The organism is Burkholderia semiarida (assembly GCF_029268935.1).
Taxonomy (GTDB): domain Bacteria; phylum Pseudomonadota; class Gammaproteobacteria; order Burkholderiales; family Burkholderiaceae; genus Burkholderia; species Burkholderia semiarida.
The window spans coordinates 40,370-54,350 of sequence record NZ_JAHLCL010000001.1 but is presented as its reverse complement, the minus strand read 5'-3'; the positions used below and the strand labels follow the sequence as shown (position 1 = coordinate 54,350).

Here is a 13,981-nt window from a genome sequence, read left to right as displayed (position 1 = left end):
CCAGAAAATGAATAACTTGCACAACACGAACGGCCTGATGCGCTTCGCGAAGGTGGCGGCCGCGAGCACCCTGCTCGCGACGCTGCTCGCCGCGTGCGCGGTGGGCCCCGACTACAAGCGTCCGGACGCGGCGGCGCCCGCCGCGTTCAAGGAAGCGCCGACCCTCGCCGCCGGCGAGCAGGCCGGCACGTGGAAGACGGCCGAACCGTCGGATGGCGAACATCGCGGCGAATGGTGGAAGGTGTTCGGCGACCCGGTGCTCGATTCGCTCGAGGCGCAGGCGCTCGCCGCGAACCAGAACCTGAAGGCCGCGGCGGCGCGAGTCGAGGAAGCGCGTGCGGCGACGCGTTCGGCGCGCTCGCAATGGTTCCCGCAGGTCGGCGCCGGGTTCGGGCCGACGCGTGAGGGGCTGTCGTCGGCGTCGCAGTTCCAGCCGCAAGGTACGGGCCCGACCAACGCGACGCTGTGGCGCGCGCAGGGCACGGTGTCGTACGAAGCCGATCTGTTCGGCCGCGTCGGCCGCAACGTCGAGGCGTCGCGTGCCGACCAGGCGCAGAGCGAGGCGCTGTTCCGCTCGGTGCAGCTCGCGCTGCAGGCCGACGTCGCGCAGAACTACTTCGAACTGCGCCAGCTCGATTCGGATCAGGACCTGTACCGCCGCACGGTCGAGCTGCGCGAGCAGGCGCTGAAGCTGGTGCAGCGCCGCTTCAACGAAGGCGACATCAGCGAACTCGACGTGTCGCGCGCGAAGAACGAGCTGGCCAGCGCGCAGGCCGATGCGGTCGGCGTCGCGCGCCGGCGCGCGGCGTCCGAGCATGCGTTGGCCATTCTGCTCGGCAAGGCGCCGGCGGATTTCGCGTTCAAGGAAACGCCGATCGTGCCGGTCGCGGTGAAGATTCCGCCGGGCCTGCCGTCCGCGCTGCTCGAACGCCGCCCGGACGTGGCGGCGGCCGAGCGCGCGATGGCGGCCGCGAATGCGCGGATCGGGCTGGCGAAGTCGGCGTACTTCCCGAAGCTCGACATCACCGGGTCGTTCGGGTATGAAGCATCGACGCTCGGCAACCTGTTCCTGTGGTCGAGCCGCACGTTCCTGCTCGGGCCGTTCGCCGGCACCGCGCTGACGCTGCCGCTGTTCGACGGCGGGCGCCGTGCGGCCGGCGTGCAGCAGGCGCGCGCGCAGTACGACGAACAGGTCGCGAACTACCGGCAGCAGGTGCTCGTCGCGTTCCGCGAGGTCGAGGACAATCTCGCCGATCTGCGCCTGCTCGACGACCAGATTCGCGCGCAGAATGCGGCCGTCAATGCTTCGCGCCGTGCGGCGACGCTGTCGCGGACGCAGTATCAGGAAGGGGAGGTCGCGTATCTCGACGTGATCGACAGCGAGCGGTCGGTGTTGCAGTCTCAGTTGCAGGCGAACCAGTTGACGGGGGCGCAGGCGGTGTCGACCGTCAATCTCATTCGTGCGCTCGGCGGCGGGTGGGGCGCGGCACCGACGGCGATCGGCGATGCGGGGGCCGGCAAGGCGGAAGTGGCTGGGCGCTGACGCTGCGGCCCTTGACGGGCGGGCTGCTCAAGCAAGTGGCTGATCGACGAACCCCGGTCCGTGGCAACGCGGACCGGGTTTTTTATGGGTCATCCAAATTTCCGCGGAGGAACGTCGGCGATCGGCCAGGAAGGGACACTCGCCGCGGCAAGCTGAATGGCCGTTGTCGTCGCCATGCCGAACGCCGCATCCAGCAAACGCGTATGCCACGTCTGTTGACCTTCGCGCCGGCTGACGCTCGAAGATGGGGGCACGATGCGTCTCCTTTCGTTCGCGCGAAACTAAATTGACGCGAGCAAAATCATGCGCTAACTGTGCGTCACGCCACGAGCAGACAAACAGCAGCGTGTCCCTTAGACTCTTGCCGCAATGACCATTGCGTGGCCGGAGGCTTCGTCAACGAGAGCATGCGGGAGATGTATCCGGTTCAGGGACGACATCGCCTTTGTCCATCTGATCAGCATCCGAGCGAGGCCCGAAAGGTTGGGCAACCGCATGGATGCGTTGCTGCGGCAAAGCCGCTCGGCCGTCGCGGTGAATCCTGTGAACAATAGAAGTATCTGCTGTATGACGACCAAGCTGTCATTCGAAATTCTCGAAGTGTTGGATGCAATTGACCGGACCGGTACATTCGCCGAGGCGGCCGAGTTGTTGCATAGAGTTCCGTCGACGCTCACTTACCTTGTGCAAAAGCTGGAAAGTGACCTGGAGGTCGAGCTGTTCGATCGCGGCGGCAGACGGGCGAGACTCACGGAAGCGGGTCGTGCTGTTGTGGAAGATGGGCGTCGTCTTTTGGACGCCGCTCGACACCTGGAGGCCAAAGCAAAAGGCATTCGAGACAGTTGGGAATCGGAGCTTCGACTATGCGTCGATGCAATCTTGCCAATCCAGTCCTTATGGCCGTATGTCCATGCCTTCTACGGCCTGGAGATGAATACCCAGCTAAGTCTTTCCACCGAGGTGCTTGGGGGCGTGTGGGATGCCCTGGTTACGCGGCGTGCCGATCTCGCGATAGGGGCGTTCGGCGAGCCGCCGCATGCGGCCAACATCGCGGCCCGGCCAATCGGAACCCTCCGGCACGTTTTTGTCGTGGCACCGGACCATCCACTCGCCCGCATGCCCGAGCCGTTGGAGAGCGAAACGATCGCAAGATATCGAGGTGTTGTCATCAGTGACACTTCTCGCGAACTGCAACCGCAATCCGTGGCCACCCGTGACGGACAGCCGCTGATCATCGTGCCGACGCTCGCAGCCAAACTGCAAGCACTGTGCGAAGGTATCGCTGTCGGGATGCTGCCCGATTTCGTGGCGAAAGAACCGATACACGAAGGCAGGCTGGTCGCGCGTCGCATTGTGGGTGTGCGCGAGTTCACGAATGGCTACCTCGCTTGGCGCGAGGACAAGGTAGGGAACGCTTTGAACTGGTGGATTGCGCAACTAGACAGCCCCGATCTGCTTGAACGGCTCCTGACGCCGCGTCAAGAGAGTAAAGGGCAGCCCCGGGCGCCCGCTTGCGCAGTCCGTTACCCAAGCGCGGAGTAACGGCCCGTCAGTGCTACTGTCTGAGGACCTTCGCCGGTGCATGCAGTTGGACATTCGAAGGTCAGCCTGGCATTGAACCTTGCCGTCGAGTTGCCGGGGCATCCGATGGCTGCAGCGGGTCGGAAGGCGACGTCCACGGAAATTTCCGAAGAACCTTTTTACCGCACCGCGTGCCGCAACTAACGGTCAATCTCACTCGGCACCTTCCGACGGGTGCGGCGGCGCTCACATCTCCGCGCGTTCGGCCCGCAGTGCCCGCACCAGCGCGCTTGCCGCCTTGCCGAGCCCCATATGTTTCGGTCGCCGCAAATACACAGGCAACGGCAGCCCGTTGCGAATGTTCGCGAACACGAGCGACGCGAGTTCGCCGTCGGCCACATACCGGCCGATGACCGACTCCGGCAAATTCGCCCAGCCATGGCCGGCCTTCACGAGCGCGATCGCGGTCGCCATGTCGGTCACCTTCCACGTGCGGTTGCCGATCAGCGGCCGCACGTCGGTGAGCGGCCGCTCCGGATCGGCGATCACGATCTGCCGGAACCCGGACAATCGCTCGATCGCCTCCGGATGCGCGGCTTCGGCAATCGCCGGATGGCCGGGCGCGGCGACCGCGATCAGCGTCTCGGTCCACAGCGCGTGAATCTGTTCCTGCGGATGCAGATCGAGTCCGCCGTACGCGACGCAAAGATCGACGGCGCCACGATGCAGCGCGTCGACGATCGCGTCCTGCGGCGCCGTGACGACGCTGACCGCGAGCGCCGGATATTTCACCGCGACGGCCGTCAGCGCGCGCGCAATCGGCGCGCCGTCGATTTCGGCGGCGAGCCCGAGCCGCAGCGAATCCTCGACGCCTTCCGACAAGTGCTGCGCATGCGCACGCAGCGCATGCAGCCGTTCGGCGATCGCGCGCGCGTCGGGCAGCAGCGCGGCCATCGCGGCGGTCGGCGTCGGCTCGCGCGAGCCGCGGTCGAACAGCACGAGATCGAGCTCGGCCTCGAGGTTCGCGATCGCCATGCTGACCGCCGACGGCGTGCGGCCGAGCGCACGCGCGGCCGCCGAGAACGAGCCTTTGTCGATGACGGTCAGCAGCATGTCGATGTGATCGCTGGTCAGCATGGTCTGCCCGCTCCTGTCAGAAAAATTGAAACGACCTGACTTTTGCGGACGAAGTGCCCGCTGTAGTCTCGCCACCTGGTTCGAAACGAAGGTGGTCGGTCATGCAAGGATGGAAGAGACGCATAGTCTACGTCGTGATGTTCGAGGTGCTCGGCATCCTCGTCGCGTCGTCGGTGCTCGGTATGCTGAGCGGCGCGAGCGCGGCGACGAGCGGCGTGCTCGGCGTGATGATCTCGACGACGGGCGTCACCGTCAATTTTCTGTACAACCTCGGCTTCGAGGCATGGGAGCGGCGGCGTGCGGAAACGACGCGCACCGTCGGGCGGCGTGTCGTGCATGCGATCGGGTTCCAGGTCGCGCTCGTGACGTTCCTGATTCCGCTGATCGCGTGGTGGCTCGACGTGTCGTTATGGCAGGCGTTCCTGTATGACGCGGTGCTGATCGTGTTCTTCCCGATCTTCACGTTCGCGTACAACTGGGCGTTTGACAGCGTGTTCGGTTTGCCGGACGCGGTGACGCGCAAGGCGGCGCCGGCGGCGTAATGTAGACGGATGCAGAGGGATGCGAAACGATGCGGACACCCGCGCCGTTTCGCTGCTGCAAGAGAGAGGAAGACGGGCGGCGCGCATGCCGCCCGCGCCATTACGCGGCGACGAACTCGTGCACGTAACGGTTGAACACCGCAGGGCTCGCGGCGTTCATCCCGTGCGATGCGCCGGCGACGGTCTGCCGTTGCGCATGGCCGATCCACTGCGACAGCGTGTCGACGTTGTGGCGGAACATCTTCGGGCTGCGCTGGCCGTCGATCAGCAGCGTGCGGCATGCGATGTCGCCGGCCGTGTGCTGCGAATACGCGGGCAGCGGGTCGCGCAACTGCTTCGGCAGCGTGCTTGCGTTGTCGATCGCCATCGTGCGAAAGCGCGACGTGCTCTTCTTCCATGCGCCGGGCAGGCTTACCGAATCGACGAACATCTCGAGGCCGGCTTCGACTTCGCCCTGCTCGATCAGGTTCACGGCCTTCGTGCGCAGCGCGATCGCGGCGGCCGGCAGCGCGGCTTCGCGCACGCCCGGCTGCTGGAGCGGGCCGCCCGGATCGGCGAGCGTCAGTGATTCGACGAGGTGCGGATGCTGGCGCGCGACGTTGAACGCGACGCTGCCGCCGCGCGAATGGCCGACCAGATGCACGGGGCCGAGATCGAGCGCGTCGATGAATTCGGCGAGCTCGTCGACGTGGTTCTGCCAGCTGAACTCGTCCTGGATGCCCGCTTCGACGGCCGGCCAGTAGTGGCTCAGGCTCGGCGCGATGCAGCGGTAGTGGGCCGATAGCGCCGCGAGTTGCGGATCCCAGTAGCGGTAGTCGCACAGCGAGCCATGCACGAACACCATCGGCGCACCGCTGCCCCGCTCGACATACGGCAGGCTGATGCCTGACGAAAGCGTCGCAAATTGCAGGTCGGGGTTCGCGAGCACGGACGGCTCGATTCGCATGTTCATGGCTGAAAGACTCAAAGGTGCGTCAACACGACGCAACTATGCATCACGGCGACCTGCAAGGAAAACGCATAATTTTCATCGTGACGATCAATTTTATTGATGGCTCGGCGGGAAACCCTTGTCGGGCAGGTCCTGCGATCACGGCTGCGGCCGACCTTTAATCAGTCCCTATATGCATACGGTTCGAGTGGGCGTCTATCGACGGCGAACCGCATGACGTCACGGCGCCTTGAAGCGGCATGGGATTTGGGGCGCATGGGGCATGCGTAAGGGAGCCCTAACGTGGCCGAGTGATTTCACATGGCCACGTTAGGATGTATCGAACCCGCGCATCCGTGACTTGGCGGTTCGGACGCTGCAAATTTATGACGAAAGAATTGCGCTCAAGCATGCATCAGTTGTGCCAAAACGCGTTCGAAGCACTTTTCGACGCAGAGGAGTAGGCCACCAAACGCGACCCGCGCGTCACCGCACCGCCAGCGCCGGCGCGGTTTGAAGCTCGACCGGCAAATCATTGTCGGCCGCGAACTGCATCGCGAACTCGAACGCATCGGCGCACACGGCGCGCAATTCGTCCGACACGAACAGGCATTTGACGCCGTCGCCGTCGACGACGGGCATCGCGAGCCGCGACAGCGCGCACGGATAGCCTGGCCGCCGTTCGCCGACGAACAGCGTGATGACACCCGCCAGGCGCTCGGGCCAGTCGCTCGGGCGGAAGGTTTTCCGCGCGCGCGTGACGCCGCGGATCAAGTGGCCATTGACGCGGCCGTGTTCGGTGATGTCGATGCGATCCATGCCGGAGTACGTGTCCTCGTTCGCGTCATTCGCCGCCGTCGGCCGCCGCGTCGCCGCGCGCGGGAATTCGCAGGTGGCGCAGCTTGTGATAGAGCGTCTTCTTCGGCATGCCGAGCGCCTCGCTCGCGTCCGCGACGTTGCCGTGGTGACGCCGCAGCATGTCCTCGATCAGCATCCGCTCGAAATACGCGAGCTGTTCCGCGAGCGTGCTGCCCACGGCCGGCGCCTCGCCGGACGACAGCAGGCTGTCGCCGGTGAGCCCGAGCACGAAGCGGTCGGCCACGTTCTGCAGCTCGCGCACGTTGCCGGGCCACGCGTGCGTCATCAGTTCGGACACCTGCGCGGCGGTAAGCACCGGCGCCGGCTGCCCAAAGCGCCGCGCGGCCGCGAGCACGAAGTGCTCGAACAGCAGCGGCACGTCCTCGCGCCGCTCGCGCAGCGGTGGCAGCTCGATCTGCGCGACGTTGAGGCGATACAGCAAGTCCGCGCGAAAACGCCCGTCGGCCGCGAGTTCGGCGAGATCGGCCTTCGACGCGGCCACCACGCGGCAGTCGACCGGAATCAGGTCGTTCGCGCCGAGCCGCTCGACCACGCGCTCCTGCAGCACGCGCAGCATCTTGATCTGCAGTGCGATCGGCATCGTCTCGATCTCGTCGAGGAACAACGTGCCGCCATCCGCCCATTCGATCTTGCCGATGCGCTTCTTGATCGCGCCGGTGAACGCGCCGGCCTCATGCCCGAACAACTCGCTCTCGAACACCTGCTCGGGCAGGCCGCCGCAGTTCAGCGCGACGAAATGGGCGTCGCGCCGGCTGCCGAAGTCGTGCAGGCTGCGCGCGATCAACTCCTTGCCGGTGCCCGTCTCGCCGGTGATCAGCACCGACACCGACGTATCGGCGAGGCGCAGGATCTTCTTGCGCACGTCGGCCATCGCGGGCGACTTGCCGAGCACGAACGCCTCGATGCCCTGCCAGTTGTTCAGTGCCGCGCGCAGCCCCTGCACCTCGAGCGTCAGGCGGCGCTTCTCGACCGCGCGCGCGACGCGCCCGGCGATCACGTCCGACGAAAACGGCTTCTCGATGAAGTCGTACGCGCCGACCTGCATCGCGCCGACGGCCGTCGAGATGTCCGCGTGGCCGCTGATCAGCACGACCGGAATCTGCGCATCGATGGCCATCACGCGGTCGAGCAACTGCAGCCCGTCGATGCCCGGCATCCGCACGTCCGACACGATCACCACCGGCGCACCGGGCGCGACGTGCGCGAGCGCGTCGGCGGCCGACGCGAACGCATCGACCGGGAACCCGGCGAGCGCGACAGCCTGCTCGACGCCGATCCGGACGTTTTCATCGTCCTCGACGACCAGCACCCGAATCTCATCTTCCATGCTCTGTCCTTTGTTGCGGCGTCGCCGCCGCGAATTCGATGGTGAACTGCGCGCCGCCTTCGTCGCGGTTCGTCGCGGCGATCCGCGCGCCGAACGCCTCGACGATGCGCGACGTGATCGCGAGGCCGAGCCCGAGGCCCTGGCCGCGCGGCTTGGTCGTGACGAACGGCTCGAACAGGTGCGGCAGCACGTCGGGCGCGATGCCGGCGCCGCTGTCGGCCACCGTGAAACGCACGCGGCCGGCGCCATCCGCATCGTCCACTTCGGCCGCCTCGATGACGATGCGGCGCACCGGTGCGTCGTGCACCGCGTCGAGCGCGTTGCCAAGCAGGTTCACGATCACCTGCTGCAACTGGCTCGATTCGGCCGAGACGGTCGTGCCGGGCGCGATGTTGACGTCGAGCCGCACGCCTTCGTCGCGAATGCGCGCGTCGTAGATGAGCCGCGCATGCGCGACGGCCTCGTTCAGCGACACCGCGACGCGCTCGACGTCGGGCTTGCGCGCGAAGGTCTTCAGCTCGCCGGTAAGCACGGCCATGCCGTCGACCAGCTTGCCGACCCGTTCGAGATTCGCGAGCGCCGGCGCCGGCTGGCCGCGTTCGAAGAACGTGCGCGCGTTGTCGCACAGCGTGCGGATCGCGACGAGCGGCTGGTTCAGCTCGTGCGTGAGGCCGGCGGCCATCTGCCCGAGCACCGCGAGCTTGCCCGCGTGCACGACTTCCTGCTGCGACGCACGCAACCGCTGTTCGGTGCGCTCGCGCTCGTCGATCTCGCGCTGCATCCGCTCGTTCGCGGCCGTCAGCGCGGCCGTGCGCTGCGCGACGGTCAGCTCGAGCCGGTCGTTCGCGCGGCGCAGCGCGTCCTGCGCGCTCAGCCGCGCGAGGATCGCCCGGCGCCGCTGGATCGCATAGCCGACCAGCAGCGCGACGATCAGGAACGCGCCGGTGACGAACACGAACGCCGTTTGCTGCTGGCGCCGCGCGCCCGCGATGTCGAGCAGCACCATCAGCGAATCGCCGGCCTGCGGCGCGGGGCGCGACATCACGAGATAGCGCGTGGTGCGGCCGGCGTGGCGCGGATCGGGGAAGGTGCCGAACCACGCGGCCGAGCCGCGCTCGCCGATGCGGCGATAGGGCAGTGCGTCGACGGTGCGGCCTGCATACTGGCGCGACGCCTGGATGTCGCGCTGCTGCTGCGCGGTGATCGGGCGCAGCGCGGTGAATTTCCACGCGGGCTCGGTCGAGATCACGACCACGCCGTTGCTGTCGACGACCAGCGCGGCGACGCCCGGCGCACCCCACGCCGATTCGAGCGGGTCGACGCTGATCTTCACGGCGGCGACGCCGATCGGCGCACCGTCGCTGCGCACCGCGCTCGCGAAGTAGACGCCCGGCACGCCGGTGTTGGTGCCGATGCCGAAGAAGCGGCCGCTGCCGCGCGCGAGCGCGTCCTTGAAATACGGCCGGTACGACACGTTGGTGCCGACGAAGCTGATCGTCTCGTTCCAGTTGCTCGCGGCGATCACGTCGCCTTGCAGATCGATCACGTCGACCGCGCCGCTGCCCGCGTCGCGGTTCACGGCTTCGAGGTAGGTGTTCACCGCATGCACGAGTTCGGGCGCATCGTTCGGCGCGGCTTTCAGCATCGCCCGCACGCCATCCTGCCGCGCGACCAGGCCGGGCAGGATCTCGAAGCGGCCGAGCTCGCTTTTCAGGCTCGACGCATACAGGTCGAGCCGGTGCGCGCCGGCCTCCTCGAGCGCGTCGATCGCGCGTTCCCACGCGAAATCGACGGCCGCGCCGGCCACGCCGACGTACAGCACCGCGGCCGAAGCCCAGCCCCACCACGGGATTCCCTTGAAGCTCTTCTGCACGTTCGTCCTCATCGAAGCCCGTTACCGGCCGTCCGCCACCGGCCGTCCGCAACCGGCCGTCCGCAACCGGCCCTCCCCGAACGACACGCGCCGCGCGCCGGCAGGGCCGGCGGCGGCGCGTGCGAAGCAGCCGGCGCGACGGTGCGCGCGGCCGCGCGTTATCCGAAGTGCGCGACCAGGATCAGCGTGACCGTGACGACGATCGCGCCGCCGATGCGGGTGGCGATCTGCGCGAACGGCATCAGCTGCATCCGGTTCGCGGCGGTCAGGATCGCGACGTCGCCGGTGCCGCCTTGCCCGCTGTGGCAGGCGTTCACGATTGCGGTGTCGATAGGGTACATCTTCAGCAGGCGGCCGACCACGAAACCGGTGCCCATCAGCGTCGCGACGGTCGACACGATCGTGACCACGTTGACGATCGTGAACGCGGCGGTCAGCTTGTCCCACGGCGTCATCGCGACGCCGATCGCGAACAGCAGCGGATACGTGACGGCGGTCGAGAAGAACTTGTAGACGACGAACGCGCCTTCCTGCAGCGGCGGCGACACCGCGCGCGCGAGCTTCACCAGCACCGCGAGGAACAGCATCGCGACCGGCGCGGGCAGACCGAACAGCTTGTGCGCCATCAGGCCGACGAGATACAGCGTGATCGCGGTGATGCCGGCGCCCGCGATGTGCGTGACGTCGACGTGGCCGCGGATCTCCTCGTTCTCCGGCGTCATGTCGCCGCTTTCGCCGACCTGCAGGCGGCCGTTGCCGGTGAGATGCGGCAGGCGCTTGCCGAGCATGTCGAGCGCGCCCGACAGGATGATCGCGGTCAGGCTGCCGAGCATCACCGACGGGAGCACCATCGCGAACATCTCGCCCTGCGGCAGGTGCATCAGTTCCGAATAGCCGATCGACAGCGGAATCGCGCCTTCGCCGACGCCGCCCGCCATGATCGGCACGACGATGTACAGCAGCGTGTGGCGCGCGCCGAGGCCGAGCGCGGTGCCGACGGCCGTGCCGACGATCGCCGCGGCGACCGACCCGACGGCGAGCGGAACGAAGATCTTCACGAAGCCCTGGATCAGCACGCGGCGATCCATGCTCAGGATGCTGCCGACGATGATCGACGCGATGAACAGGTACAGGAAGTTGGTCGACTTGGTGAATTCGACCGTGAGGTTCAGCACCGGCTTCGGCAGCACGTGGTAGTACGTGAGCGCCGACGGCACGAAGGTCGCGAAGATCGCGGCCGCGCCGATGTTGCGCAGCAGCGGCAGGCGCTTGCCGAGTTCGGCGCAGGTGAAGCCGAAGAACGCGAGCACCGCGATCGCCATCGAGATCTCGCCGGGCACCTTGCCCGTCACCGCGAAGCCGACGATCAGCCCGAACAGGATCACGTAGATCGGCAGCGGAATGATGCCGATGCGGATTTCCATCAGCTTCCACCAGCCTTCCGGCCAGAAGCGTTCACGCGTGGTGGGACCGGCGGCGGCAATCGGTTCCGGATGGGACGGGGTGTGGATAGAGGTCTGCAAGACGTGTCTCCTGATGTTTGGAATGCCTGCATCGCTTCGCGGCATCGTGTGCCGTCTATTACGCAACCCCCGTGCCAGTATTCCGGCTTGCCGGAATATTTTTAATGCATTGATTCATAAGGGATTTGTTTCGTCTGCGGAAAGGGTTTTCCAGGCAGGCTGGCCGAGATTTCGGAATCGGCGCGGCGCTCAGGCCGAGATTTCGGCCTGGCGGCGGCCCGGGCGGCCGGCCATGCCAGCCGCCCGGGCCGCCGCCCGCCATATCGCCGCGCGCGATTTTCTTCGCACAATCGCTTCGTAGACCGCCCACCCGCCGCTCTCTATCATCGGCTGATCTTTTTCCGATGCGACGACGACTGTCCGGAGAACGCCCGCGCGTTCGCCGCGGCGTCGCTCATCCGTCGATACCGTCTTTGGACAGGAGAGTGGTTCCCATGCTGCATCCCGTGTTTTCCGCCCGCTTTTCCGCCGGCCGTGTGGCCAGCGTGGCCCGCCTGCTGACGGCCGCGCTGCTCGGCGTCGTGCTGCTGAACGGCGCGCGCGCCGATACCGCGCCGCTGAAGGTCGGCATCTCGACCAGTCCGCAGATCGAGGCGCTGAAGATCGCCGCGAAGGAGGCGAAGGAGCAGGGCCTCGACGTGAAGATCGTCGAATTCACCGACTGGAATACGCCGAACGCGGCGCTCGCGAACAAGGACATCGACGTCAACTACTTCCAGCACATCCCGTTTCTCGAGAACGCGAAGAAGCAGGGCGGCTACAACTTCATCTCGATCGCGCCCGGCACGATCATGAAGATCGGCCTCTATTCGAAGAAGGTGAAAAGCTTCGCCGAGCTGAAGGACGGCGCGCGCGTCGCGATCGCGAACGATCCGGTCAACGGCGGGCGCGGGCTGTTGCTGCTGCAGCGCGCGGGGCTCATCACGCTGAAGCCGGGCGCCGACTACCGCGCGACGACGCACGACATCGTCGCCAACCCGAAGCACCTGAAGATCATCGCGCTCGAAGCGTCGCAGCTCGCGCGTTCGCTCGATGACGTCGATCTCGCGCAGGGCTACCCGAGCTTCATCAAGCTCGCCGGCACGACCGACCCGAACAGCGCGCTGCTGTTCGACGGCACCGAGAACAAGAACTTCGCGATCCAGTGGGTCGTGCGGCCCGAGAGCGCGAACGACGCGCGCATCCGCAAGTTCATCTCGATCTACCAGCATTCGCCGGCCGTGCGCCGTGCGCTCGACAACGCGTTCGGCTCGCTGTACGCGATCGCATGGTGACGGAGGCGGCATGACGACGGCGAACCGCAAGAAGATCCTGCTCAACGCGTTCAACATGAACTGCGTCGGGCACATCAATCACGGGCTGTGGACGCATCCGCGCGACCGCTCCGCGCACTACACCGATCTCGACTACTGGGCCGATCTCGCGAGGACGCTGGAGCGCGGCAAGTTCGACGGGATCTTTCTCGCGGACATCGTCGGCGTGTACGACGTGTTCGGCGGCGGGCCCGACGTCGCGCTGCGCGAGTCGGTGCAGGTGCCCGTCAACGATCCGCTGCTGCTCGTGCCGGCGATGGCGCAGGTCACGCGGCATCTCGGCTTCGGCGTGACCGCGAACCTGACCTACGAGCCGCCGTACCTGTTCGCGCGCCGCATGTCGACACTCGATCATCTGACGAAAGGGCGCGTGGGCTGGAACATCGTCACCGGCTACCTCGACAGCGCCGCGCGCGGGATGGGCCTCGCGCAGCAGATCGGCCACGACGACCGCTACGAGCGCGCCGACGACTACATGGACGTCGTCTACAAGCTGTGGGAACAGAGCTGGGACGACGATGCGGTGATCCGCGACGCGCAGGCGCGCGTGTTCGCGCAGCCGGGCAAGGTGCGGCGCGTGAAGCACGACGGGCCGTTCTATTCGATCGATGCGATTCATCTGAGCGAACCGTCGCTGCAGCGCACGCCGGTGCTGTACCAGGCCGGCTCGTCCGCGCGCGGCGTCGAGTTCGCGGGCCGCCACGCGGAATGCGTGTTCGTGAACGGGCAAAGCAAGGCCGCGGCGCGCGCGGCGGCGCTCGACATTCGCGCGGCCGCGGCACGGCAGGGGCGCGACCCGGCGTCGATCAGGATCTTTGCCGGCGTGAGCGTCGTGACGGCCGAGACCGAACTGCTTGCCCGCGAAAAGTTCGACGAATACCGGCGCTACGCGAGCCCGGAAGCCGGCCTCGCGCATTTCGCGAGCTCGACCGGCATCGACTTCGCGAAATACGGCCTCGACGAGCCGATCTCGTACGTGAAGACCGATTCGATCCAGTCGGCCGTCGACGCGATCTCGCGCAAGAGCACGACCGGCACGTGGACCGTGCGCCGCATGCTCGAACAGATGTCGCTCGGCGGCCGCTACGCGCCGATCGTCGGTTCGCCGTCGCAGGTCGCGGACGAGCTGCAGTCGTGGATCGACGAGACCGGCATCGACGGCTTCAACCTGACGCGCACCGTGATGCCCGAGTCGTTCGAGGATTTCGTCGACTGGGTCGTGCCCGAGCTGCAGAATCGCGGCGTCTACAAGGAAGACTACGATCCCGCGCCGACGCTGCGCGAGAAGCTGTTCGGCGCCGGCCCGCGCCTGCCCGCCTGGCACACCGGCGCGCGGCATCGGCCGGCGGCCGTGGCCGAACCCGCGCATCCCGCGCATGCCTGAACGTGACG

11 protein-coding genes are annotated in these 13,981 nt (G+C 66.9%); 5 read left to right on the top strand and 6 right to left on the bottom strand.

Going from position 1 to position 13,981, the window contains the following annotated elements; all coding sequences use genetic code 11:
• Positions 1-7: 7 nt before the first annotated feature.
• Both opcM and KPB06_RS00245 read left to right on the top strand, forming a co-directional pair.
• The gene (gene opcM / locus KPB06_RS00250; RefSeq protein WP_059582216.1) at positions 8-1,543 is read left to right on the top strand and encodes a multidrug efflux transporter outer membrane subunit OpcM; all 1,536 of its coding nucleotides are present in this window, start codon (positions 8-10) and stop codon (positions 1,541-1,543) included.
• Positions 1,544-2,110: 567 nt separating this feature from the next.
• Positions 2,111-3,085, top strand: coding sequence for a LysR family transcriptional regulator (locus tag KPB06_RS00245; protein WP_059582060.1), 975 nt, complete (start codon positions 2,111-2,113; stop codon positions 3,083-3,085).
• 225 nt (positions 3,086-3,310) lie between these two features.
• Here KPB06_RS00245 and KPB06_RS00240 read toward each other — a convergent pair whose 3' ends face one another.
• A complete protein-coding gene (locus KPB06_RS00240) occupies positions 3,311-4,201 on the bottom strand; it encodes a LysR family transcriptional regulator (protein ID WP_059582061.1) in 891 nt (296 codons plus the stop codon).
• A 101-nt stretch (positions 4,202-4,302) separates the two neighbouring features.
• Here KPB06_RS00240 and KPB06_RS00235 point away from each other — a divergent pair, with 101 nt between their 5' ends.
• Positions 4,303-4,743, top strand: coding sequence for a PACE efflux transporter (locus KPB06_RS00235; RefSeq protein WP_059582064.1), 441 nt, complete (start codon positions 4,303-4,305; stop codon positions 4,741-4,743).
• 100 nt (positions 4,744-4,843) lie between these two features.
• On the opposite strand, the gene KPB06_RS00230 is transcribed toward KPB06_RS00235, so the two are convergent.
• The 5 genes from KPB06_RS00230 to KPB06_RS00210 all read right to left on the bottom strand — a co-directional run bounded on the left by KPB06_RS00230 (position 4,844) and on the right by KPB06_RS00210 (position 11,276).
• The gene (locus tag KPB06_RS00230) at positions 4,844-5,695 is read right to left on the bottom strand and encodes an alpha/beta fold hydrolase (protein ID WP_275905254.1); all 852 of its coding nucleotides are present in this window, start codon (positions 5,693-5,695) and stop codon (positions 4,844-4,846) included.
• 465 nt (positions 5,696-6,160) lie between these two features.
• On the bottom strand, positions 6,161-6,493 hold the full coding sequence (locus KPB06_RS00225; RefSeq protein WP_059582069.1) for a DUF3579 domain-containing protein: 333 nt from the start codon (positions 6,491-6,493) through the stop codon (positions 6,161-6,163).
• 25 nt (positions 6,494-6,518) lie between these two features.
• Positions 6,519-7,880 carry a sigma-54-dependent transcriptional regulator gene (locus KPB06_RS00220; RefSeq protein ID WP_059582072.1) on the bottom strand — a complete coding sequence of 454 codons (1,362 nt, stop codon included), beginning with the start codon at positions 7,878-7,880 and terminating at the stop codon, positions 6,519-6,521.
• On the bottom strand, positions 7,870-9,765 hold the full coding sequence (locus KPB06_RS00215; protein WP_059582076.1) for a sensor histidine kinase: 1,896 nt from the start codon (positions 9,763-9,765) through the stop codon (positions 7,870-7,872). Before KPB06_RS00215 ends, KPB06_RS00220 begins: the two co-directional genes overlap by 11 nt.
• Before the next feature lie 146 nt (positions 9,766-9,911).
• Positions 9,912-11,276, bottom strand: coding sequence for a 2-hydroxycarboxylate transporter family protein (locus KPB06_RS00210; RefSeq protein ID WP_059582079.1), 1,365 nt, complete (start codon positions 11,274-11,276; stop codon positions 9,912-9,914).
• 434 nt (positions 11,277-11,710) lie between these two features.
• Here KPB06_RS00210 and KPB06_RS00205 point away from each other — a divergent pair, with 434 nt between their 5' ends.
• Positions 11,711-12,550: a MetQ/NlpA family ABC transporter substrate-binding protein gene (locus KPB06_RS00205; protein WP_059582083.1), complete on the top strand. Its 840-nt coding sequence runs from the start codon at positions 11,711-11,713 to the stop codon at positions 12,548-12,550.
• Positions 12,551-12,560: 10 nt separating this feature from the next.
• Positions 12,561-13,973: an LLM class flavin-dependent oxidoreductase gene (locus KPB06_RS00200; protein WP_060011282.1), complete on the top strand. Its 1,413-nt coding sequence runs from the start codon at positions 12,561-12,563 to the stop codon at positions 13,971-13,973.
• Positions 13,974-13,981 lie beyond the last annotated feature (8 nt).

What these genes read in the sequence shown, in the direction of transcription:
- opcM (WP_059582216.1), top strand. Translation starts at nt 8, where the DNA reads ATGAATAACTTGCACAACACGAACGGCCTGATGCGCTTCGCGAAGGTG.
- KPB06_RS00245 (WP_059582060.1), top strand. Translation starts at nt 2,111, where the DNA reads ATGACGACCAAGCTGTCATTCGAAATTCTCGAAGTGTTGGATGCAATT.
- KPB06_RS00240 (WP_059582061.1), bottom strand. Translation starts at nt 4,201, where the DNA reads ATGCTGACCAGCGATCACATCGACATGCTGCTGACCGTCATCGACAAA.
- KPB06_RS00235 (WP_059582064.1), top strand. Translation starts at nt 4,303, where the DNA reads ATGCAAGGATGGAAGAGACGCATAGTCTACGTCGTGATGTTCGAGGTG.
- KPB06_RS00230 (WP_275905254.1), bottom strand. Translation starts at nt 5,695, where the DNA reads ATGAACATGCGAATCGAGCCGTCCGTGCTCGCGAACCCCGACCTGCAA.
- KPB06_RS00225 (WP_059582069.1), bottom strand. Translation starts at nt 6,493, where the DNA reads ATGGATCGCATCGACATCACCGAACACGGCCGCGTCAATGGCCACTTG.
- KPB06_RS00220 (WP_059582072.1), bottom strand. Translation starts at nt 7,880, where the DNA reads ATGGAAGATGAGATTCGGGTGCTGGTCGTCGAGGACGATGAAAACGTC.
- KPB06_RS00215 (WP_059582076.1), bottom strand. Translation starts at nt 9,765, where the DNA reads ATGAGGACGAACGTGCAGAAGAGCTTCAAGGGAATCCCGTGGTGGGGC.
- KPB06_RS00205 (WP_059582083.1), top strand. Translation starts at nt 11,711, where the DNA reads ATGCTGCATCCCGTGTTTTCCGCCCGCTTTTCCGCCGGCCGTGTGGCC.
- KPB06_RS00200 (WP_060011282.1), top strand. Translation starts at nt 12,561, where the DNA reads ATGACGACGGCGAACCGCAAGAAGATCCTGCTCAACGCGTTCAACATG.